This window comes from Flavobacterium pygoscelis (assembly GCF_023162025.1).
Taxonomy (GTDB): Bacteria; Bacteroidota; Bacteroidia; order Flavobacteriales; family Flavobacteriaceae; genus Flavobacterium; species Flavobacterium pygoscelis.
On sequence record NZ_JALNUB010000003.1, the window covers coordinates 324,723 to 348,398 of the forward strand.

The 23,676-nt window shown below is 33.9% G+C and carries 20 protein-coding genes; 8 read left to right on the forward strand and 12 right to left on the reverse strand.

What is annotated here, in order from left to right:
• Positions 1 to 128: 128 nt before the first annotated feature.
• From MW871_RS05945 to MW871_RS05980, 8 genes are all read right to left on the reverse strand, one after another.
• A complete protein-coding gene (locus tag MW871_RS05945) occupies positions 129 to 2,096 on the reverse strand; it encodes a polysaccharide biosynthesis protein (RefSeq protein WP_248427930.1) in 1,968 nt (655 codons plus the stop codon).
• 176 nt (positions 2,097 to 2,272) lie between these two features.
• Positions 2,273 to 3,415, reverse strand: a complete 1,143-nt coding sequence (locus MW871_RS05950; RefSeq protein WP_248427931.1) for a DegT/DnrJ/EryC1/StrS family aminotransferase — start codon at positions 3,413 to 3,415, stop codon at positions 2,273 to 2,275.
• A gap of 60 nt (positions 3,416 to 3,475) precedes the next feature.
• Positions 3,476 to 4,048 carry a sugar transferase gene (locus MW871_RS05955; RefSeq protein WP_248427932.1) on the reverse strand — a complete coding sequence of 191 codons (573 nt, stop codon included), beginning with the start codon at positions 4,046 to 4,048 and terminating at the stop codon, positions 3,476 to 3,478.
• Between the two features lie 41 nt (positions 4,049 to 4,089).
• Entirely contained in the window at positions 4,090 to 5,037 is a 948-nt protein-coding gene (locus MW871_RS05960; protein WP_248427933.1) for an MraY family glycosyltransferase, read from the reverse strand.
• A gap of 61 nt (positions 5,038 to 5,098) precedes the next feature.
• Complete coding sequence (gene rfbA, locus MW871_RS05965; protein ID WP_248427934.1) at positions 5,099 to 5,968, reverse strand: glucose-1-phosphate thymidylyltransferase RfbA; 870 nt, start codon at positions 5,966 to 5,968, stop codon at positions 5,099 to 5,101.
• Positions 5,969 to 6,125: 157 nt separating this feature from the next.
• Positions 6,126 to 7,172, reverse strand: coding sequence for a dTDP-glucose 4,6-dehydratase (gene rfbB, locus MW871_RS05970; RefSeq protein WP_248427935.1), 1,047 nt, complete (start codon positions 7,170 to 7,172; stop codon positions 6,126 to 6,128).
• Positions 7,173 to 7,224: 52 nt separating this feature from the next.
• A complete protein-coding gene (rfbD, locus tag MW871_RS05975; RefSeq protein ID WP_248427936.1) occupies positions 7,225 to 8,079 on the reverse strand; it encodes a dTDP-4-dehydrorhamnose reductase in 855 nt (284 codons plus the stop codon).
• A gap of 469 nt (positions 8,080 to 8,548) precedes the next feature.
• Positions 8,549 to 8,752, reverse strand: a complete 204-nt coding sequence (locus MW871_RS05980) for a hypothetical protein (protein ID WP_188050031.1) — start codon at positions 8,750 to 8,752, stop codon at positions 8,549 to 8,551.
• A gap of 1,701 nt (positions 8,753 to 10,453) precedes the next feature.
• Here MW871_RS05980 and MW871_RS05985 point away from each other — a divergent pair.
• The 4 genes from MW871_RS05985 to MW871_RS06000 are packed head-to-tail and all read left to right on the forward strand — an operon-like array spanning position 10,454 to position 12,026.
• A complete protein-coding gene (locus MW871_RS05985) occupies positions 10,454 to 11,209 on the forward strand; it encodes a hypothetical protein (RefSeq protein ID WP_248427937.1) in 756 nt (251 codons plus the stop codon).
• A gap of 2 nt (positions 11,210 to 11,211) precedes the next feature.
• Positions 11,212 to 11,634, forward strand: coding sequence for a DUF5675 family protein (locus tag MW871_RS05990; RefSeq protein ID WP_248427938.1), 423 nt, complete (start codon positions 11,212 to 11,214; stop codon positions 11,632 to 11,634).
• Positions 11,635 to 11,638: 4 nt separating this feature from the next.
• Positions 11,639 to 11,863: a hypothetical protein gene (locus MW871_RS05995; protein ID WP_248427939.1), complete on the forward strand. Its 225-nt coding sequence runs from the start codon at positions 11,639 to 11,641 to the stop codon at positions 11,861 to 11,863.
• The gene (locus MW871_RS06000) at positions 11,853 to 12,026 is read left to right on the forward strand and encodes a hypothetical protein (RefSeq protein WP_188050022.1); all 174 of its coding nucleotides are present in this window, start codon (positions 11,853 to 11,855) and stop codon (positions 12,024 to 12,026) included. Before MW871_RS05995 ends, MW871_RS06000 begins: the two co-directional genes overlap by 11 nt.
• Before the next feature lie 854 nt (positions 12,027 to 12,880).
• Here MW871_RS06000 and MW871_RS06005 read toward each other — a convergent pair.
• Complete coding sequence (locus MW871_RS06005; protein WP_248427940.1) at positions 12,881 to 13,192, reverse strand: hypothetical protein; 312 nt, start codon at positions 13,190 to 13,192, stop codon at positions 12,881 to 12,883.
• Positions 13,193 to 13,601: 409 nt separating this feature from the next.
• Entirely contained in the window at positions 13,602 to 16,034 is a 2,433-nt protein-coding gene (locus tag MW871_RS06010) for an aminotransferase class I/II-fold pyridoxal phosphate-dependent enzyme (RefSeq protein WP_248427941.1), read from the reverse strand.
• 210 nt (positions 16,035 to 16,244) lie between these two features.
• Between MW871_RS06010 and MW871_RS06015 the strand changes: the two genes are divergently transcribed.
• The 4 genes from MW871_RS06015 (at position 16,245) to MW871_RS06030 (ending at position 19,573) form a co-directional block, all read left to right on the forward strand.
• Positions 16,245 to 16,622: a DUF7793 family protein gene (locus MW871_RS06015; protein ID WP_188050017.1), complete on the forward strand. Its 378-nt coding sequence runs from the start codon at positions 16,245 to 16,247 to the stop codon at positions 16,620 to 16,622.
• A gap of 37 nt (positions 16,623 to 16,659) precedes the next feature.
• Positions 16,660 to 17,571, forward strand: coding sequence for a helix-turn-helix domain-containing protein (locus MW871_RS06020; RefSeq protein WP_248427942.1), 912 nt, complete (start codon positions 16,660 to 16,662; stop codon positions 17,569 to 17,571).
• Positions 17,572 to 17,722: 151 nt separating this feature from the next.
• Entirely contained in the window at positions 17,723 to 19,288 is a 1,566-nt protein-coding gene (locus tag MW871_RS06025; RefSeq protein WP_248427943.1) for a MauE/DoxX family redox-associated membrane protein, read from the forward strand.
• 24 nt (positions 19,289 to 19,312) lie between these two features.
• Positions 19,313 to 19,573: a DUF6520 family protein gene (locus tag MW871_RS06030; RefSeq protein ID WP_188050014.1), complete on the forward strand. Its 261-nt coding sequence runs from the start codon at positions 19,313 to 19,315 to the stop codon at positions 19,571 to 19,573.
• Between the two features lie 60 nt (positions 19,574 to 19,633).
• Here MW871_RS06030 and MW871_RS06035 read toward each other — a convergent pair whose 3' ends face one another.
• Positions 19,634 to 22,246, reverse strand: coding sequence for a S9 family peptidase (locus MW871_RS06035; RefSeq protein ID WP_248427944.1), 2,613 nt, complete (start codon positions 22,244 to 22,246; stop codon positions 19,634 to 19,636).
• Between the two features lie 13 nt (positions 22,247 to 22,259).
• Complete coding sequence (locus MW871_RS06040; protein WP_248427945.1) at positions 22,260 to 23,636, reverse strand: RagB/SusD family nutrient uptake outer membrane protein; 1,377 nt, start codon at positions 23,634 to 23,636, stop codon at positions 22,260 to 22,262.
• Between the last annotated feature and the right edge of the window lie 40 nt (positions 23,637 to 23,676).

The window sequence follows — 23,676 nt, forward strand, 5'->3', positions numbered from 1 at the left end:
AATAAATTGAAATTACTACTTCTTGCTATTTAATAAAACAACAATACATTAACTCTTTTCAAAAATAAAAAAAGTTCACAAAGAAAAAACTCTGTGAACTTCACTGTGTAACAATTTTTATTTTTCTCTTATTTATCTAACAATTGAAATGTAGAATTCATACTTTTAAATTCGGGAACAATTTTTTTCATCTGCATGACAACATCTTCTTTCCCGAAGAAATTAGCTTTATGAATCAAATCGTCGATATCCTTTTTTAACGTTTCAAAATCATCTTGAATGTCTTCGGCAATCATAATTTTTTCATGATAAGTAGGCAATGTTTTTGAAGTATCATTTAGTAATTCTTCATATAATTTCTCACCAGGCCTTAAACCAACTATTTTAATTTTAATATCCTTTTCAGGGATAAAACCAGCTAGTTTAATCATCTTTCTCGCTAAATCTATAATTTTAACCGGTTTTCCCATGTCAAAAATATAAATTTCGCCTCCGTTCCCCATTGCACCTGCCTCTAAAACTAATTGACAAGCCTCAGGAATAGTCATAAAATATCTAATTATGTCTGCATGTGTGATGGTAACGGGGCCACCTGCTGCAATTTGTTTAGTGAATAAAGGCACTACAGATCCATTAGATCCTAATACATTTCCAAAACGAGTCGTGATAAATTTTGTAACCTTTTCTCCTTCTATTTTCTGATTTGCAGCATGTAATGATTGTACGTATTTTTCGGCTATTCTTTTGCTAGCTCCCATAACATTACTCGGATTCACAGCCTTATCTGTAGAAACCATTACAAATTTATTGACTTTATACAAACATGATAAATCTGCTATATTTTTCGTCCCTTCAATATTTGTCAGAATAGCTTGTGAAGGATTTTGCTCCATCAAAGGCACATGTTTATATGCAGCTGCATGAAAAACAACTTGTGGTGTGTATTTTTTAAAAACAGTATTCATCGCCTCTTTATTTCTTATATCTGCCACTAAAGAAATAATTTTTGTAGTCGAGTTTAAAAGTTCTGTTTCTAATTGCAAATGATGCAAAGGAGTTTCTGCTTGATCTAAAAGAATAATTTTTTTAGGTTTAAAAAGTAAAACTTGTCTTGCTATTTCACTTCCTATCGAACCGGCAGCACCAGTAATTAAAATCGTTTTTTCTTTTAATTGTTTTGAAATTAGTTTGCTGTCAAGTACAATTGGTTTTCTGTCTAACAAATCCTCAATTTGTATTGTTTTTACTTTTTGAGAGATTTCTTTTTGGTTTTCCCAGTTGGTAATCAAAGGTACGATGTATACTTTGTAATTGAATTCTAAACATTGATCAATGATAACCAATTGTTCTTCTTTTGTTAAACTTTTATCTGCTATAATCACCGCTTCTGCACCTATAGAGCGCATTAAAGTAGGTAGTTTTTTCTTTTGAACCAGTATAGGCAAATCTAACATCCTTTTAGAGGCGTTCTGATTGTTTTTATCTACAAAACCAACAATCTTAAATCGACTTGGCGTTTCAAATTTTAGTGCGTTGGCAACTGAAATAGCGTTGGCATCTGTACCATATATAATCGTACGTGATAATTTTTCCTTACCTATTTCTGAAAAATAAAGTTCAAAAGTTTGTTTTATTATTACTCTGTAAACAAAAAGCCCACAAAAAGATAGTACGACATTAATAAAGAAAGCAGTGTTTAAAAAAACCTTAGCTCCATACAAAAACTCATATAGAAAGTTTATAAAAAGGAATACGAGAAGGACTCCTATTTGAGAAAACAAAATCTTTACCGCATCAATATAGGACGAGTGCCTAATAATTCCTGAATATGTCCTGAACAACCAGAAAAAAAATATATTTACCGCAAAGAAAAGTGATGTAAAAATAAAAATATGAGTAGTAATAATATAGTTCAGTCCTGTCCCTCTAAAAATAAGAATTGTAAAAAAGAATGCTAACAAAAGCACGGATATATCGATTAGAATAATTACCCATCGTGGTAAATATCCTAAATTATGAATGTTAAACTTTAGATTTTCTCTAGAAAAGAACAGAGAAGTTAAGGCTTTTAAATCAAATTTTTTATTGGTACTCAAAGTATTCTTTTTTTTAAAATTAGTTCTTTTCAATACTTCAAAAATAACATTTAATGAAGTGAAAAAAAAATCTTATTTATTTAATTTGTAAGATTTAAATATTTCTGTCTGAAAACTAGCCGTATGCAATTAATTCTGGTACCGAAGCCTAAATACTATTTTTTTTTGACAACGTTTTATCTACAATTAAACAATTCATTAACAACAAGTTGAATTCTTTCTTTTTCATTTTCTGTAATAATAGGACCTGATGGAAGGCAAAGACCATTTTCAAAAATGGATTCCGCATTTTTCTTTCCAAAATAGGTATACTTACTAAAAATAGGCTGTAAATGCAATGGTTTCCACAACGGTCGTGACTCTATATTTTCTTTAATAAATGCTAATCGCAGCATTTCTCTATTTATTCCTTTTGTTCGTAATGGATTAATTAGAATTGTATTTAACCAATAATTAGCAGAAAAATTAGAGTTAGGAACCTCAAAAACACTGACTCCATCAATATGTTTAAACAAGTTTAAATAAAAATTATGTATTGCTTTCTTTAATTGGAGATGTTCGTTTAGTATTTCCATTTGTCCACGTCCGATACCTGCACAAATATTACTCATTCTATAGTTATAACCAATTTCACTATGCTGATAATGTGGTGCATCATCTCTTGCTTGTGTTGCCAAAAAAATTGCTTTATTTTTCAACATTTTAGAGGAAGCAATCAACGCTCCTCCACCCGATGTAGTAATCATTTTACTTCCATTAAATGACAAAACCCCTAAGTCGCCAAAAGTGCCACACATTTTACCTTTATGACTACTTCCTAGCGCTTCTGCACTATCTTCTAATATTGGAATATCATATTTATCGGCAAGATATCTTATTTCCTCAATTTTATATGGAACTCCATACAAGGCAACGGCAATTATTGCTTTGGGCTTTTTACCTGAAGTAATACAATTTATTATGGCTTCCTCAAGCGCTATTGGGCATAAATTATACGTATCAAGCTCACTATCAATAAAAACAGGAACAGCACCTAAATAAACAATGGGATTAGCTGAAGCTGAAAAAGTCATGCTTTGACAAAGAACCAAATCGCCTAGTTGAACATCCAAAAGAATTAAACCAAGATGAATTGCTGCTGTGCCAGAATTTAAAGCTACAACCTGTTTACAACCTAAATAATCTTCTAATTCATTTTCAAAAAAAGCAAGATTAGAACCTGCAGGAGCAATCCAATTACTATCAAATGCTTCTTGAATATACTTGAGTTCCCCTCCACCCATATTGGGTTTTAAGAGCCAAATTTTATCTTTTTCCATTCAAGTTCATTTATTCTGTTTAACATTTTTTAGATAGATTCAAAACATATTTTATGCTATTTATTTTCTAAATATGACTAGTTGTATTGTCTTTATAATAATACGCATATCACCCGAAAGACTGTGATTGTAATAATATTCTAAATTCATTTTCACTTTATCTGGATAAATAACCTCATCATTAAATAACAATGAATTTTCCTTATTCTTAAGCAATGCTTCTTCTTGAAAATATTTTAAAGAAGCTACACCAGTTAGTCCTGGTTTCAGTTCTAAAATTTTTCTATTCTCGCCTTCCAATAAATTGTAGTAACCAATTATATCAGGTCTAGGACCCACTATACTCATTTCGCCTTTTATAACATTAAATATTTGTGGCAACTCATCCAATTTATATTTGCGAAGTATGCGACCCATTCTATTAATAATAATCTTTCCGGAATTATTATTAATATTAATAGTGCGAAATTTATATATTTTAAAAACCTTACCAAATTGACCTATGCGTTCTTGTATAAAAACACCATTGCTTTTGGTATCTAAGATCGCTATTAACCAGCATAACAATAATATCCAAAAAAATAGAGAAAGGATCGCTATTGAAATAAAAACATCAAAAACTCTCTTTCTCATTATTTTTTAGATTCAGTTCTGTCAAAAATAAATAACTATACTTATTTAATATCTATTTGACGTAGTACTAGTTTTCGTATTACTATATATATTAAGGCAAAAGAAGCAAGCAACAAACCAACTACATAAGTGGAGAGACACCCGATTTTATCCATGTAAATAACACTTACATTTATAAACAACTGAATAAGAGCATACGAAATAGCTACTAAAACCTGCGGAAAACCTTTCTCATTCGCTAAATATTGGTATAAATGCGAGCGGTGCGCTTGAAATATATTCTCTCTTTTAGTTAATCGATTTATAATGGTAATTACTGCATCAATGCCATATACAGAGAAGAAAAGTATGAATCCAAGTTGCTGGGTTTCAATAATAGTCTTTATCATTAAAAATCCTAAAAAAAGCGCCATACTTATACTGCCTACATCTCCTGCAAATGTTTTAGCCTTTTTACGTACATTGAAGATTCCGAAAACCAAACCAGATAAACCCATTGTAATTAACAAAGGTAAATCGACTTGGTTAACGGGTAAAATAGCAAAACTTAGTATTGCAATTAATGAATACAGCACAGTTATTCCGTTAATTCCATCCATAAAATTAAAGGCATTCATCCATCCTATCATTAATATAAAAATAATAGGAAGTAGCCATATAGCTTCAGAGAACAAATTCAAATCGTAAAAAACTAAGCCTACAGCAATAACGTGAGATGCGAATCTTGGCCATTGGGATAATGGCTTAATGTCGTCAATAAAACTAATGATTCCCACCAAGGTTACCGCAACAGCGATTTCCCAAGAAACATATCCTAAAAAACAAGCAATAATTACAGCTACTGGAAATATTATACCTCCTCCTCTTAAAGTAACAGCGGTATGTGAAGATCTTGCATTTGGTTTGTCTATTATATCGAACTTGTCTGCAATTTTAAAATAGATTAGTTCAATGGCAATAAACAAAATAAATAAAACAATGTATTCCATTTTTTGAGTTTTGTTTTTAGGCTTTTAATTTTAGGCTGAAAAACAACCTTACTTATTTGTTTTATAACTTATGTTTTAACAAGCTCAATAGATATTCACCATAACCTGATTTCAATAAGGGTTCTGCAAGATCCTTTAATTGTTTTTCATTTATAAAACCTTGTCTCCAAGCAATTTCTTCAATACAGCCTACTTTCAAGCCTTGACGTTCTTCTATTACCTGAACAAACTGTCCTGCTTGCATCAAGCTATTAAAAGTTCCGGTATCCAACCAAGCTGTCCCTCTGCTTAAAATACCTACCTTCAAAGCTCCTTTCTCTAAATACACTTTATTTACATCCGTGATTTCATATTCGCCACGAGCACTTGGTTTAATGTTTTTGGCAATTTCAACTACTGAATTATCATAAAAATACAACCCTGGTACTGCATAATTTGATTTAGGCATTGAGGGTTTTTCTTCAATAGACAGTGCGTTTAGCTCTTTGTCAAATTCTACCACACCGTATCGCTCGGGATCTGAAACATGATATGCAAAAACCACTCCTCCATCCGGCTTCGTGTTCGATTTAAGCAATTGGTCCATATTGGCACCAAAGAAAATATTATCGCCTAAAACTAAGGCTACACTATCCTTGCCTATAAATTCTTCTCCTATGACAAAAGCTTGAGCCAATCCATTAGGAATTGCTTGCTCTGCATAACTGAATTTGCATCCAATTGCACTTCCATCGCCTAACAATTTTTTGAAATTGGGCAAATCATGTGGCGTCGAAATAATTAATATTTCGTTTATTCCTGCCATCATCAAAGTTGATAGCGGATAATAAATCATCGGTTTGTCGTAAACCGGCATCATTTGCTTACTCATCGCCAAGGTGAGTGGGTGTAAGCGTGTACCTGAACCTCCGGCTAATATAATTCCTTTCATAATTGTTTGCTTTTTTTTTGCCACAAAGGCACTAAGACTCAAAGTTTTTTTTTAGACTCAGAACTTTTATGGAGGATAAAATAATAATTTATAAAAAACCTGTTTTTAAAAATTTATCACTTCATAATTCAACTGTTTTTAACCAAGATTAAAAACATTATGAATATTGTTTTTTGTAATAAGTTGCGTATTCCCCAGAAGTAATGTTGTTCAACCAGATCTCGTTTTCCAGATACCAATTTACCGTTTTTTCTAATCCTTGTTCAAATGTAACAGAAGGTTTCCAACCCAATTCTTTATTTATTTTTGATGCATCAATAGCATAACGCAAATCATGTCCTGGACGGTCTTTTACATAGGCAATCAATTGTTCTGAAGTTCCTACAGCTCTCCCTAACTTTTCATCCATTATTTTGCACAGTAATTTAACCAAATCAATGTTCTGCCATTCATTGAAGCCCCCAATATTATAAGTGTCGTGGTTCACTCCTTCGTGAAAAACTAAATCGATCGCTACAGCATGATCTTCTACAAACAGCCAATCGCGGGTATATTTTCCATCGCCATATACTGGCAAAGGTTTATTCTGGATAATATTGTTGATAAATAACGGAATCAATTTTTCAGGGAAATGAAAAGGACCGTAATTATTCGAGCAGTTTGTCAAGACATACGGAAAATCATAGGTTTCTCCATAGGCTCTCACAAAATGGTCCGAACTTGCTTTTGAAGCAGAGTAAGGAGAGTTAGGATCATAGGCCGTAGTTTCTGTAAACAACCCTTCTGCACCTAAGCTACCATACACTTCATCGGTACTGATGTGGTAAAAACGCTTGTCCTTGCTATTGTCCTTCCAGATCATTTTGGCAGCGTTTAACAAATTTACGGTTCCAATCACATTTGTTTTCACAAAAGATAATGGATCAGTGATGGAACGATCCACATGAGACTCTGCAGCAAGATGTAACACCCCATCAAATTGATGTTCCCTAAAAAGGGCATCTATAAAAGTGGCATCTACAATATCTCCTTTTATAAAGGTGTAATTTGGAGCGTTTTCAATATCTGTGATGTTTTCTAAATTTCCCGCATAGGTTAAAGCATCCAAATTAAAGATCTGATATTCTGGATATTTATTTACAAAACGTCTGACAACATGCGAACCTATAAAGCCGGCACCACCGGTGATTAAAATCTTTTTCATTTCTTTTTTTTTGTGAATTTTCCCGAATTCTTACGAATTGTTTCTTTAGAATTTATAATAATTCCATACATTTCCTTAAACTTTCTTTATACTCTGGTACTACGACGCCAAAAGTAGCTTTTATTTTACTTTTATCCAATAAAGAATAAGCTGGACGTTTAGCAGGTGTGGGATAATTTGAAGCGGGAATTCCGCCAACTTCACAATTAAATCCACCTATTTCTTGAATCGCTAAAGCAAATTCATACCAACTAATTTCACCTTGATTCGAAAAATTATAAATACCAGGTTGCCAATTTTTATGTTCGACGATTGTCATAATGGCTTGTGCTAAATCAGCTGCGTAGGTAGGACTTCCTATTTGATCATTAACCACATTTAGACTGTCCCTTTCTTGCATTAGTCGAGACATGGTTTTAACAAAATTATTTCCGAAGCTTGAATATACCCACGAAGTACGTATAATTATTGCATTTGGGTTTTGCTCCAAAACTGCTTTTTCACCTGCTAATTTAGTAACCCCATATACATTAATAGGATTCGTTTGTGCTGTTTCGGTCAGCGGCACGGCTGAGTTTCCGTCGAAAACATAATCTGTAGAAACGTGTATTAATTTACAATCATTCGCCTTACTCCATTTAGCCAAAATCGCTACCGACTGATGATTCAATACATCCGAAAGTTCCACTTCCGTTTCTGCTTTATCAACAGCAGTATGTGCAGCGCAATTAATAATGATTTGCGGATTTATTTCCGTTAGTTTAGACTCTAAACTATTTAAATCACACAGATCCAATTCTTGGTAATCCGTAAAAATCCAATCGAATTGTGTTTTACTTTTGGCTATTTGTCTCAGCTCTGAACCCAATTGTCCATTCGCTCCTGTAACTAGTATTCTTTTTTTCATCTTCTTTTTTTCATTTTGCTCCTATCAACATTGGTAGTTACACTTATTCCTTACACTACATTAATGTTGCAATGGTTCTTACAAGGCTTTAAAAAGCGCTTTTTACTTAAACAACACTATAAATAACTTTTTCATAGGATCGATAAAAGCTATTTTTAGGATTATACTTGTCTGATCCTACTTCTGCAAAAATAGTTAATAAATTAACTATTCCTCTAGACAAGCAAAAATTGTTTATTCATTTAAAAAAAAGATATAAAACCTTATTTACAAAAATAAAATTCTCAATTACTAATTAAAACCTTGCTAGTTCTACCTGATCCCCTAAGTGACTTATGACTTTTATTGTTTTGTAAATTAACACTACTACACTGCCTATTTAATTGGAGAATCAATGTTTGCTTGAACTGGTTTTTGAACTGGTTTATCTGTTGCAAATAAACTAATATGAGTTTTTTTTCTCAAAATTTTAACCCAATATTAGCGGTTGTACCAGTTCTAATTTTAAGCCTGTATACAAACAAAACTCTTCAATGCTCACGAACTGATGATCTTGTTTGTCTAACTGCTTTTTAATAGTTATTAAAAGTAATCGAGCATATCGATAACTTTTGCCTGTGATCCGCTGAACGTCTTTCGGGTAAATACATACTCTTTTCAGTTCTGTTTTCATGCTTTATCTATGCTTTATCCATGCTTTTGCCTGCTAGTATCTCTACTTTGATTTGCAGCAGCAGTATGTGCTTTTCAAAGTTATGGAATATTATTTAATAAGGAAATACTTATTATGTATGTGGTGTTACTACTGAATATTGTAATTTGTTTTGGATGATTAAGGTTATGGGTTATCAGTTTTACGTTATGCGTAAGCAAGTTTTTGTTTAACCACTAAGGCACTAAGGTTTTTATTTTCGTTATACGGTATGGGTTATGATTAATAGGTTTTATGTTATGCGAAAGAAAGTTTGTGTTTAGCCACTAAGGCACTAAGGTTTTTATTTTCGTTATACGGTATGGGTTATGATTAATAGGTTTTATGTTATGCGAAAGAAAGTTTGTGTTTAGCCACTAAGGCACTAAGCCACTAAGGTTTTTATTTTCGTTATACGGTATGGGTTATGATTAATAGGTTTTATGTTATGCGAAAGAAAGTTTGTGTTTAGCCACTAAGGCGCTAAGCCACTAAGGTTTTTATTTTCGTTATACGGTATGGGTTATGATTAATAGGTTTTATGTTATGCGAAAGAAAGTTTGTGTTTAGCCACTAAGGCGCTAAGCCACTAAGGTTTTTTATTTTCGTTATACGGTATGGGTTATGCGAAAGAAAGTTGGTGTTTAGCCACTAAGACGCTAAGGTTTTTATTTTCGTTATACCGTATGGGTTATGAGTAATAGGTTTTATGTTATGCGAAAGAAAGTTGGTGTTTAGCCACTAAGGCGCTAAGCCACTAAGGTTTTTATTTTCGTTATACCGTATGGGTTATGCGAAAGAAAGTTGGTGTTTAGCCACTAAGGCGCTAAGCCACTAAGGTTTTTATTATCGCTTATACCGTATATGGGTTGTGGGTTATGAGTAATAGATTTTATGTTATCGTTATCAATAGTCAAGTTTGATAATGATAAAGTTTTCGGTTTTGCTATTTCTAGCGTGAGCACAGTGTAATTAAAAAATACTTTTAACGCTCCAAATTTGTCATTCTGACGAAGGAAGAATCTTTGTTTGTTGCTCTCGTTTGTTGCGTTTACTTCGCGTATTTGGGTAAACCCTCGAGCCCTTCTCTGGCGTAATTACAATAAAAACTTTTTTAACTATTATTCTTAACCTATTGAACTTGCTCGTGCACATCTTGGCTATTAGTTTTGGTTGTTGGCACTGCAGAAGATTACCCGATCTGGGTCTTGTTGTTACATCCAATTTTTCTTTTTTCCTTGATGAACCGTTTGGCTTCGATAAATGTGATGGGGTTGGGGTGTGATAGTTACCACCCCACCCGCCGCGGCGGGCACCCCTCCAAAGGAGGGGAATTAGATAACGGAATTAGATAGGGAAAATTCCCTTTTTTTTATGGATTAGGAATAAACAATCTAGCTGGTTTAAAGTAATAGGCATTGTTAATTGGTATTAAAATGTGGCTTGATAAAAGTTATGGAACAATATTTCCCAATGAAATACAGAATTGTGTTGTGTCAAAATAGGCCGTTATGATCGTATTGGTCCTTTATGGTCTTTTTCGAACCCTACTGCTTTGATTTTTAATTAATTATAGAAATATTTGTACTTTAAATCCGCTTTTAGATGCATCGAAATTGGTTTTATCAGGTTTGAAAAAATGTACCTAACATTTTATACATCTACATTTAACAATTAAAAATTATGGCCCAGCAAAAAGGTATTATTAAATTAAGAGGTACTATCGGTGATATTACTTTTTACAAGACTAAGGATGGACATTTGGCACGAGAAAAAGGGGGGCTTGATGCTAAAAGAATTGCAAATGATCCTGCTTTTCAACGTACTCGTGAAAATGGATCTGAATTTGGGAGAGCTGGAAAGGCAGGTAAAACGTTACGATTATCGCTCCGTACCTTGCTTTTGAACTCTTCTGACAGTAGAATGGTGAGCCGTTTGACTCAGTCTATGATTAAGGTTATTCAAGCCGACACTACCAGCATACGCGGTTTGCGAAATGTAATTGACGGCGAAGCAGAGTTACTTAACGGATTTGATTTTAATATTAACAGTACTTTAGGTTCCTGTCTCTTTGTACCGTATGTTAAAAACATTGATCGTGTTAGTGGTGAATTATCAATCACTATTGCTCCTTTTGTGCCTTCAACTATGATTTCTGCTCCTTCTGGAACGACTCATTTTAAAATAATTTCAGGAGGTAGTGAGGTTGATTTTGAGGCTGAAACGTTTGTTTCTGCTAGTAAGGAGACCGCTCCATTGCCTTGGAATATGACTCTGACAGTAGCTATTAATCACGTTAATACTGTTACAGCTAATAGCATTAAACCTCTTTTTCTTGCTTTAGGTATGGAGTTTTATCAGGAGGTTAATGGTCAAATGTATGCCTTAAAAAATGGTGCTTATAATCCTTTGGCTTTAGTTGCCGTAAGCGGACTTTAAAAATGGTTTTGGTTTTAACCCGAACCTATTTCCCCGAAGGCACTAACGGGAAACTTGTTTGTCAAGGTCGGTTGATCTGTTATACGATTGAACTGCCTTATAAAGATAATATGCCTCAAGTTTCTTGTATTCCAGAGGGGGAATATTTTATAGTAAAACGCTACAGTAAGCGATTTGGTTGGCATTTTGAAATTTTACAAGTTCCTCAAAGAAGCTTGATATTATTTCATCCTGCGAACCATGCCTTATCGGAGCTTCGGGGGTGTATTGCTCCTGTGAGTCAACTTTCGGGTGCCGGTTCTGGAATCCAGTCTAAAAAAGCTTTCAACAAGCTTAAAACACTGGTTTATCCTGAGCTAGAAACGAAAGAGAGTATTTTATTACTTGTTCAATCTTATTCCTCATCGGAATTACAAAAAAAATAAAATTATGACTATTATAAAACGAGCTAAGGCTCCTACTCCGAAATTTTTTAAATTACTTCGTACTATTGGACTTGCTATGGCAGCTATTGGTAGCACTATTGTTGCTGCTCCTGTAGCCTTACCATTTACGATTGTGACACTAGGCGGTTATTTGGCTGTTGCTGGTGGTGTCTTATCCGCAGTTAGTCAATTGACTAGTGAATCTGAACCCAATGCCAATGCAGAGTAGTAATAATTCCCTTGTAGGGACTGCCAGCGGTACTTTTTTAAGTGTACTTCCGAATTTAAATTCGGATGATTTCATCAGAACTATTTTACTAGCCATTATTGGTGCTGTTGTTAGTTATGGTATTTCTATATTGCTTAAAAGATTGTTTCGAAAGGAGAAGTAATTGAATTATTTCTCTTATGTGTGTTATTTTAAGAGTCCAGACTTTATGTTTGGACTCTTTTTTTTTTGGTTATGGGTTATGGGTTAACAAGTTTTTCATTGGACACGAAGGCGCTAAGACACGAAGGTTTTTACTTTCGGTTATGGGTTAGCAAATTTTTCATTGGCCACGAAGGCGCTAAGGCACAAAGGTTTTTGTTTTCGGTTATCGGTTATGGGTTATGGGTTAACAAATTTTTCATTGCCACGAAGGCGCTAAGACATGAAGGTTTTTTGCTTTCGGTTATGGGTTAGCAAATTTTTCATTGGCCAAGAAGTCGCTAAGGCACGAAGGTTTTTTTTTCGATTATTGATTATGAGTTATATTGGTAGGCATAGAAATAGTTTCCTAGTTATCTGGCTATAAAGTCATTGCAAGCAACGAGGCAATCTCATAACGAGAGTCATTATATTCGTTTTTGTCTGCTTGGTTTTTTAAAAATGAGTTTCTTTGAATTAAGTTTTTACTTATTTGATTGATGAACTCTTCGTATCCACTTAGGGTGACATTAGCAAAAAAATACTCATGTGTTAGCACGTCCTGTTCAAAATTGAGATTTTTATTTTTTTATAGATGGGATTGTGATTGTAAGTGGTAAGTGGTAAGTAAATTCGTTTTAGGGTTAATAGCTACCACCCCGCCCGCCGCCGCGGGCACCCCTCCAATGGAGGGGAATTGCAAGAGAAATATAAAGGGAATTGAGGGAATTGAGGATCTAATTGAAATTAATTAAACTTTCTATAGTTGCCCTAATTTTTAAAAGGTATATGTAAATCTTATGGCGATATACTATGAAACTATTTATAATTGTGTATTTATTGCTCCATTATCTCTGCTTCTGAGAAGTTAAATAATAGTACTGAACTGCCTTTAAAAGGATTAAAAGTAGGCATGTATTTTATATAGCCTTTGTCGTTAAGTTCTCTCATGCACTTGTGATAGGTAGCTCTAGATCCAATTTTACTACTAAGCATCATTTCTTCTCGGGTTATGCTGATGGGATTTTGGAAGCAATTGATGTTCCAGTACTGAAATAAGCTGAAGTACAAACTGATGTGGGTGGGATGAATATTTTTATCTTCAATTAAGCGATCAAATAAGGTGGTCAGGTGTTTGTTTGGTTTCATTTTTTTTGATTTGGGTTACTTTTAAAATGATTATTTATTGGTAATTGTAAGTTAATTGTATTATGTCTTTCAGGTTCATTATACTGATTACAACATCACTATTATCTTTGGTTTGTTTACAAATCCTATGTGTTTGACATGTGTCATTTGCAAAATCTTCTCTATAGTATTACTATTGTTATGCCAATTATGTTTTAAATTTACTGTTTTTTTTCATGTCAAATCGATATCTTCGTATGCGCTCATAAAAGGCTCTTAGTCGAGATTAGATATCACTTTTAGAAAGGGTTTCGACTGCGCTCAACCAGACAAAAAATCAATAGTCTTTTACAGTATATATAAAGATGAAGTGGTATTACTCCACATCTGATAGCTCAGCTACATTTATTATGATTCTATTGATTGAAAATTATCTTAAAGTTTCGTTTTGTAACATCCCCATCAATTCCATCGAAAAATTATCTCTGGCCTGTATATAAGCAACTTTTGGAACTATGGTTGCACCCAATTTTCTTTTCTCAAAAGTTGCAGAAAAGCCAAAATCTACTTTTTTAAAGTTAAGTTCTCTGGCACGTTTAATTCCCTGATACAAAAGTTGTCTATAAATTTGAAATTCTCTAACATATTTATAATCCATTCCTATCAGAGAGGGAGAATAGGTATAATTACTATTTTTATAACAAAAGAGAATACCTACCAGCTGTTTCAGATGCTGTTTATTCTCTTTGCTTTTTAAATACAACATTATAAATTCCCAATTAGGATCTGCAACCATAGCTGTAAACAAGTGAGGAGGGTAAGTAAAAGTATTAAAGGCGAGGTTATTGTTTTTTACGTTTTTATAAAGCTCATAGCTCTTATCAATTTCTCTCCTAGTTAATTTTTTTTTAATAAGTATGTGAAAAATATTTTCAAAGGGAATAACCTCTTCAATAAAATGGCGTTTGGAACGAGCGGAAAGTGTATTAGCAAAGGCTTTTTGAGAGTCCCACTGTAGATTTTTAACAATACAAGAATCTGGCATATTTACTTTTACATAACCTTGATTATGGAATATACGATTTAATTGTTCGTCTTCTTCAAAATCTCTTAACACTAACATATCTGCATTTAGATGATTATAAAGTATTTCTAGTTGTTGCAGTAGCATTAAAATGGCTTCTTCTATTAAAGGATGTGCTTTATTAACATAGCAATGATTTCCTTCTGTAAATAAAGATCCCATTCCCAATACTTTAGAAGTTAAGTAAAAAGGTTTTTTTATTCTTTCCTCTTCTAAACGAATAGAAATTGATTCTGATGCCATCATATCGTCTTTCCATATGCCGTAAGTAAAAAAAGTTGCTATTATAGGAATTCCTGTTTTGTCTTTGATGATGTAGTAATGGAAGTCCCATTTGTTTTCGGGTTCATCAGAATGGGCAAAAGCAGTTTCTAAAAAGCGCATTCCTTCCCAATCAAATGTGCTTTGTTTTCCAAGTAACTTATTCCAAGTTGGTTTATGAATTTTTGTTATAGCTGTTTCATATTCCAGATGTAGAGAGGATATATTAACCGTTTTATCTGTAGTTATTTGGGTATCTTTCATTCCAAATGCATTTTGTATCTTAATCAGGCTATTGCCCGTTTCTTCAAGTACAATTGGTAAGTGCTTTACCAAAGCATCTACTAGTGCTTTTATTTCTTCTTTTTGATTGTGTCTTGAAAGAGTAATTCGAATCCCTGTGTTTAGAGCAGGAACTGCTGGATATATTGCTGGATTAACGAAGAATCCTTCCTGGAATAGGTTTTGTACTAATTTATAAGTTGATATTGGCATTGCTGTACCAAGAAAAAAAACTGGCGAGTCGTTTTGTACTATTATAGGCAAAGAAGTTTTGGAAAGTAATTCATTAAAATACGCTATTTTTTCTGCCAGTTCTGCTTGTAAAACATCAATTTCAGGAGAGAGGTGGATAGCTGCAGAGGCAATGGCAGCAGCTACAGAAGCCGGCTCCAATTGTGCGGAGAAGGTTAACGGACCACCAAAAACTTTTATTTTTTCGCGAAGCTTTGCATCTGGACAAATTAAAACGGCGCCACTAGCTCCAAAAGTTTTGCTTAAAGTACCCATAATCATCACATTTGCTGGAATATGTTTTAGCACGCTTAACACGTATCCCGTACCGTTTTTGCCCTTCCAACTCATTCCGTGAACATCATCAAAATACAGATGCAATTGAGGATATTTTTTGCTTAATGTTATAAGTGCTAGAATAGGGGCGTAATCGCCAAACATGGAATATACACCGTCAGCCATATACCATATTTTTGTGCATTTTGAAGCTAATTGTTTGATTTTATGTTCTAACAAATCCATATTACTATGCTTGATCATTTCGACTGGAATTCCTCTTAACTTAAGTAATTGGCATGCACTTTGAACGCTCCAGTGGACCTGATGATCGAGAATGACTCCATCTTCGTCTCTAACGACTGTTGGTATTACGGACATATGTCCAAGAGTGCTATTTTTGGCTATAATAGTTGGAATACCATACATAACTTCCATTTTAGCTTCTAATTCTGCATATAGGGGATTAGATATATATGATTTGGACAATGGAAATTGAGTTCCAAATTTTTTTATAGCGTTAATAGCGGCTACTTTCAATCTGCTATCTTGTTCCAAGCCAAGGTAGCCAGTAGTACCAAAATGGAACATTTTTTTTCCTTTTATGGTTATCGTTCTGCCGTTTAAATATTCATCTTCAGCATAAAGATGCATTACTCCTTCTTTTTTTGCTCCTGAAAAAACCTCATCGACTGAGTCAATAAAGTTGTTGTGTTTAATTTTAGCCATAGTATAAGGTTTTAATTATTTTGATAAAAGTGAGTATAAAAAATTAGATGTTTTAAATTTTTAATGCGAAAATCCCTATATGACAAGTAATACTCCCGAATTGACAATAACAATGCTTAATTGTCTGTTTTTTTACTAATTTCATACTATATATTGATTGATTATTGAAATTATTTCATTTATTTGTACTTTTTTACTTAATATTATAAAATGAAAACAGATATCTTTGAGAATGAATTTGCCCGTTTTTGGATTGATGGGAGTATTCTTTTTTTTATCTATAAAGATAATGTCAGCATTAATTTAGCTGCTGCAGAATGCATTGTAGCTAATAGGATTCAGTTTCAGAATAACATCGCTTATCCTGTTTTTTGTGATGCAAGAGGTATCGTATCTATGGACAAGCCAGCACGAGATTATTTAGCACAATCGGGGTCGTTTCTTACTTTAGCAGTTGGTTTACTGGTCAACGAACAAGTTTCTGTAATGGTAAGTTATTTTTATCTCAAAATTAATAAGCCCATTGTCCCTACCCGACTATTCACAGATCAATTGGCCGCGATAGTATTTGTTACCAATTATATTTAGTTGTAGTATAAACTCTTTATAAATGCTATAATATCCCATGGAAGATAAAATGAATCAAGAACGTATTGAGCCTATTCGCCACATGTTACTTGAAATGGCTGTAGGGAATTTTAGTTATCGTATCCAGCGGAGTAATGCCGATGATGAAGTGGAATCCTTAATATTGTTATTAAATATGGTAGCCGAAGAATTGAAATCCTCTTTTTCTCATCTAAGTTATGTAAATCCACACAACAGCTATAGTTCTTATGTACAGGCTAGCTTTGTTTTAGATTCCAATTGGATGGTAAATAAAATAAGTTGTGATGTGTCTCTTTTATTAGGTTATAGTCCCAAAACAATTTGTGGTGCTGCTTTTGAAATCATTTTATCTGAAGAATCCGCCATCTCTTGGAATAATATCAAAGGAAAATTGGCAAATAACAGTAGTTCTTCCGAAAACTTAGAGTTGGTTTTTGTAAGCCAAAACCAATTGCTAATACCTGCATTTTGTACTGTTTGCCGTTTTATGGATAGTACCAAAATATTAATTAGCTTAGTTACAACAGTAGTTAAGTCAACAATTATTGACGATGCTTCTTTTGCTACCCCAGTAATTGCAAGAAAAGATTCTGCTTATCGTTTGTCCGATGTGCAATTAATTCAACAGGTTTACGATTATATTTTAATTCATATTGATAGTCCTTTACCAAATTTAAAAGCGCTATCTCATATTTTTGGTACAAATGAATATAAGTTAAAATATGGTTTCAAACATTTATTTAAAACTAGCATTTATCAATTCTATAATGCAGAACGTTTAAAAAAAGCATATTTGTTAATTGAGAATACTGGTATACCACTTAAAGAAATTGCTTCCATGAGTGGCTTTGTTAATTACCCCAATTTTTCAAAAGCATTTAGGAAATCGTATGGTTATGCACCTAACAAAATTGTAAGAAAGCAATAGCATAGCCTTTTTTTACGGCCTTAAAAATGATGCTGTTCTATACAGAATATATAAACAATACCTTTTTGACAAGTAAATACTACCGATTAGCAAAGTCTTAGTCTTTTATTTTTCGGAATTTTATATCGAATTAAAATTAAAGTTTATCGATATGAAACTATCTACCTCAACAAAAAGTATTATCCTTAACTGTATTAGCCTGCTTTATGTTGTATTGTTTGTTTACGCAGCAGTTAGTAAGCTACTTGATTTTGAGAATTTTCAAGTTCAGTTAGCACAATCTCCATTATTGAGTGCTTTTGCAGGTTGGATTTCTTTTATTGTACCAATTATAGAAATTGTAATCGCATTTTTCATATGCTTTGAAAGATCAAGGCTATATGCTTTCTATTGTGCTTTTAGTTTAATGGTTCTGTTCTCAGCTTATATCATAATTATAATTAACTTTAGTCCATTTGTTCCTTGTTCCTGCGGTGGTATTCTTGAAAAAATGACATGGAACCAGCATCTCGTTTTTAACCTCCTGTTTGTTTTATTAGGTTTTTGTGCCATATTGTTTCAACCTCATCAGGGTAATCAGCAAACCAATTTCAAAATCTCAGTTGCATTGATTATTTTAGGATGTAGTGTAGGAATTATGATTTTGCTTTTTCTTACCTCAGAAGATATGATCCACCATCGCAATAATTTTATACGGCGTTTCCCGCATCATCCGGCAAATCTTACTTCAGTTCTTGATTTGAAATTTAATTCCTTCTATATCGCTGGAGAAGGAAATGGAAAAATTTATCTTGGTAATAAAACCGCTCCTTTAACCGTTACGGTGGTTGACAGTTCTTTAAAATTCAGCAACAGATATGTTATTAAAATTATCTCCGAAAAATTAGAATACCATTCTTTGCGGTTAACTGTAAGACCTCCTTATTTTTATATTGCAGATGGTTCAATCCCAATAGTCTTTCGGGGATTAATACGAAATTGGGTGGCAGATGTCTGGACTGAAGGAGCAGCCTATTTTAATGCCTTTGAGCCGATTAATGCCAATAAAGCTGCATTCCGTGCCATAAGTAGTAATGAGCGGCAACATGTCTTAGGAATACTTACTGTGAACGATACCTCAACTGTTTTTTTAAAACCTTTACTTGACAAACAAATTGATGGGATTTTTGATACTGGGGGTACTTTAAATTATAATTTAAAACATCAAAAATTACTCTATACTTATACCTATAAAAATGAATATATTATCACTGACACCGGTTTAAAAACAAAAATTGTCAATCATACAATTGATACCATTTCTCATGTGCGAATTAAAGTAAATTACGTCCCCTCTATAAAAGGAACAAAACTTGCTTCTCCCGCTTGGATTGTCAATAATTTAGCACGTACTAACGGCGATTACCTATTTATTAATTCCGCGTTAATAGGCCGCTTTGAACCGGAAGATTTGTGGGATGAGGCCTCTATAATCGATGTTTACGATATCACCTCTAACACTTATTCATTTAGTTTTTATATTTATAATACCAAAGAATTTAAAATGTCTGATTTTATAATAACTAATGATAGAGGATACGCATTAGCTGGCCAATATTTAACTTCTTATAAACTCCGACACGATTTTTACAAAACAAAAAATAAAGCTGATGATTTCTCGGCTCGAAAAGCATACCGCGCAGTATCAGGAGAAGGTCGAAAACCTGTAATAGAGTAGATCAATAACTTTAATTTTATAATTATGAAAACGACAATTTTAAAAACAGTTTTTCCATTGTTTGCATTTGTTTTCGCTATTGCGGGGGCTTTCGCTTTTAAACCTGCACCCAATTTAGCTACTTCCAATTTTCTTGGAGCTAAAAAAATTGGACTGCATGAATGTCAAATTACCTCAGTTGACTGTACTGATGTCAACACAGGTGTGATTTGCAAAGACGGTACTGCAACACTTTACAAAATGATTAGTGGCACATCTTGCCCTAATCAATTGTGGAGACCTTAACTACCGCTGTAGTTATTTAAAGAGCAATGCCGGCGTTTATAGCGTCGGCATTGTGTTTTATTAAAATTGATTAGTGGAAATTTCCATATTCGGGGATGGTTTATTTTTTAAGTAATAATTGAACCAATCTTTTATACGTGTTGTAAGATCGAATTGTGCTAGCTCATCGGTGAGAATATGTCCCTGATTGGGATATGCGAGAAAAATATTTCGCTTTTGCAATCTTCGGAGTGCTAAATGTAATTCTATACTTTGACGCCAATCGACAGAAGCATCTTCTTTTCCTGACCAACTCAATAATGGTGTTGTAATTTTTCCTGCTTGTGTTACTGTTGAATTTTTTATGTAGCCCTCAAGATTATTAAAAGGTGTAGAAGCCATGCGGTATTGTTGCGATTCATAACGCCAATCCATTTTAGCACCATTTTCTGGATTGATTGATAGGTAGCTGCTTAACATGTTTGTTACCGATGCTCCTGCAACAGCTGCTGCAAATATTGAAGTCTTTGTCAATAAGAGGCAGGTTTCATAACCACCATAGGAATGTCCAATTAATCCGATATGATTTGGTTCAACTATCCCCATCACTATCACAGAATTTACTGCTGATTCCACGCAATCGAGAATGGATTGATCGGGAAAGCCTACTGCATATTTTATATCTGGCATCAGTACCAAATAGCCATCCGTTGTATAATTTGATGGTGGAAAACCAATTGGCTGATACAATGTTGGATTGTTATAATCGTGAATCTCTTGTGATAACCTACTGTATATATAGACTATCATTGGGTACTTTTTCCCTGATTGATACCCTGCAGGATAAAAAAGTGCTCCTTGTAAATCTTCTCCTTTTGAATTTTTATAGGAAATCAATTTTGATGTTCCCCATTCATAATTATTGAAATGCGGATTGGATTGAAATAATTTTTTTGTTTTTTTAATCCCTATCGTTGCATACCTAAGTGCGGGGGGTGTTTCGAAATCCTCTTCTAGAAAAATGTATTTCTCGGCTTTATCCGCTTTTTTGAGACGGGAAAATTTAGCACTACCGTATATAATTTCTTTAAGTTTAGCTTTAGGATTCCAGTAAAAATATCCTGTTGCCTTATCGTATCCCTTAGCGATTAACAGTAACCCTTTTGATATGTCGAAGTGCCGTTTCACAAAATCTGCAGAACCTTGAGATATTTCTCTTAGGTATAAGTAATCACAAATCCTAAAACTAATTTTGCTTTCTCTACCGTGAGTTATGCGACGCTGTGTTTTTGCATCCGGTGAAATGAGCCAAATATCATATTTATCATACACTATGAGGTACTTGTCGTCAGTAGTCCAACCCGGGCATCTGTAGCCAGCAGATTTTCCGGCATCGTCAAAATCAACATCGTCGAAAGAAACCTCAAGATTTGAAGTACTATTAGTATGAATTTCTTTTGTAGTATCATAAATCCACCAATTTCCGTCCCTAAAATAGTTGATATAGCGACCTGATGGTGAGGATCCAATGGAGTAAGGTGCAGTAGTCTGTTTTGATAGGAAAAGCTTTTTTATACCTGTTTTTACCGTGGTAAGGTAATAATCAACTAGTGAAACCATTTCGTATTGTGGTTCGTTTGTTAGGTGTGAATAGGTTAGCAGCTGTTTTCGATCGGATGTCAAAACGGACATAGGTAATTCGTCAGTGCCTAATAGATTTACCAATCCATTATCGACGTACCAGACTGCAATTTTTGGAATCAATGCAAGATCGCCATATATTTCTTGTGCTGGATATACTAATTTTGTTGCCGCATCCCATATTTCTACAGTATCACTTTTGGGCGCTTGTACTTTTGGCGATGTGAAATAAAAAAAGACTTGACTACCATCTGCTGAAAGTATAATTGGCGTCTGCATATCCGAACTGATATGCAATGCTTTCAATTTCTCCTTTTTATTATCGAGCATATCCAGTCTTTTTGCGGCCCAATTATAGCAATATAACTTATGATTTGGCATGTTTGCTTGTATTGGGTTTTCTTCTTGTAAAAAGGCCAAAATATTTCCTGATTTGCTCCACACTATTTTTTTGAATTTATGGACTGTATCCCTAACAACCACATACTGCTTAAATTTTTCATCTGGTGTGCCAATGCTTACACCTAAAGAAGTGTACACGGCTAACTTCCCATCCTCGCTAATTTTAAAATCATAGGTATTTGGAATTATTTTTATTAACTCCTTTTTATTATTATACATCAATAATTGCTTTTCAGTTCCCATAGTTTGTAAAACTGCCAGGAAGTTTCCAGCTTCTGAGAATTCGAAACGTGTGACGTTTTTGATTTTCAGGTTTGAATCTTTCTTTAAATCTTGTATTACAAAAGTATGGTCTGTAAGTTGAATCCCTACGGTTTTACTATCAGGGCTAAATGCAATATCGGTAGCGTTTGCAAAAAAATATTTTTTTTCGCCTGTGGTATTTCGAACAAATAGGGTATCCCTATTATTTTCATATTGCAAAATGTAGGAAGTCCATAAGCCATCTGGGGAAATTATTTCACCAGACAGAGTGCTCCATTTGCTATACTCTTTGGGTGTGACTTTTTGTTTAGGAGTCTGTGTCCATACCGTGTTAAACATCAAGCAAGCGACCACTATTAAAAATAACCTATTCTTTACTGTATCCATTTTAGTAACTATTTTAGTATCCCGGATTTTGCGGAAGTAAATTATTGTTGAGAATTAATTCCTTTTCCGGAAGGGGTAACAGAATATCTGTAGATTTCCAGCCCAATTTAACTGGACTTAAAGCGTTGGCGGCATTACCAGTTCTTTTTAGGTCAAGCCAGCGATGTCCTTGCTCGGTAAAAAATTCAAACCTTCTTTCATTGAGTATTGCTGTAAGCAAAGATTCGGGAGTGTTAGCCGAAGTATTATTAAGTCCTGCGCGATTTCTAATTTTATTCAGATCATCCTGTGCACCAGAAATATTGCCTAAGTGTGCCCGTGCTTCGGCGCGGATCAAATATTGCTCGGCTAAACGAAACAAAATTGTATACTCTTCTGCTTGAGGAGTAACCGTGTTTTTTTTGTATTTATAAGGCTGGTACCAAGTATTCAAATCATTTATTACTGTTTTTATCCATAAGGTTTTCCTGAGATCACTGGGTTCAAAAGCATTGTATAAGTTTATAGATAATGTTGATTTAGATGGTGGTCCACTAGAAAAAGCAAATGTCCTTGCATCGTTTGTGTTTAGTCCAGCAATTCCAGGATGGAGCGACCATATAATTGATGGGCTGTTTTTTAAAAAAACCAATTCGGGGTTTAACTCCCAGCTATAATCGGGATTATCTATCACTGCAACAGCGTGGTTTTCTGCCTCAGTCCAATTCCCTATATAAAGATAAACCCTAGCTAGCATTGCGGTAACAACGGCTTTGTTTGTCCTAACTCTTTCGGATGTTGGATAACTTTTGGGAAGTAAAGATTCTGCTTTTACTAAATCATTACTAATGAACTGCCAAACCTGTGCTTGGGGCGTTTTGAAGGCTACGGCATTCTGGTTGTAGTCAGTCGTTATTATATATGGCACATCACCGAATAGATTTACCATATAAAAATAGATGTATGCCCTAATAAATAGTGCCTCACCAATGAGCCTATTACGGTCTTCTCCTGTGATTGCCGTCGAATTTTGAACGCCTTCGAGCAATGCATTGGTAGCATAAATCTGTGCATAACTTACGTTCCAAAACGAAGTCAACATTGTATTAGAAGCCAAAAGAGTATGCTTATTGAACTGTTCAATATTGTTATTGTTGCCATAGAATTCCATATCGTCTGCATAACTTCCTAATAAAAGTGTTGCGCTAGCAGTAGTTCCTGATGCAACTCCACTCTCGCGTAGTTTTGCATAAATGTCGGATAATGCCGCATTTGCTGTGGAAGCGTTTTCAAAGACAGTGGTACCCGTTAATTGCGATTGAGGTAAGTCGACTTCAATAAAGCTTTCACAGGAGAAAAGTAGTATTGGTAATAGCAATACTACTATGAATTTAAAAGTTTCTGTTTTCATAAGTATCTAATATTTTTTTAAGGAAAATGGCAACGCCATT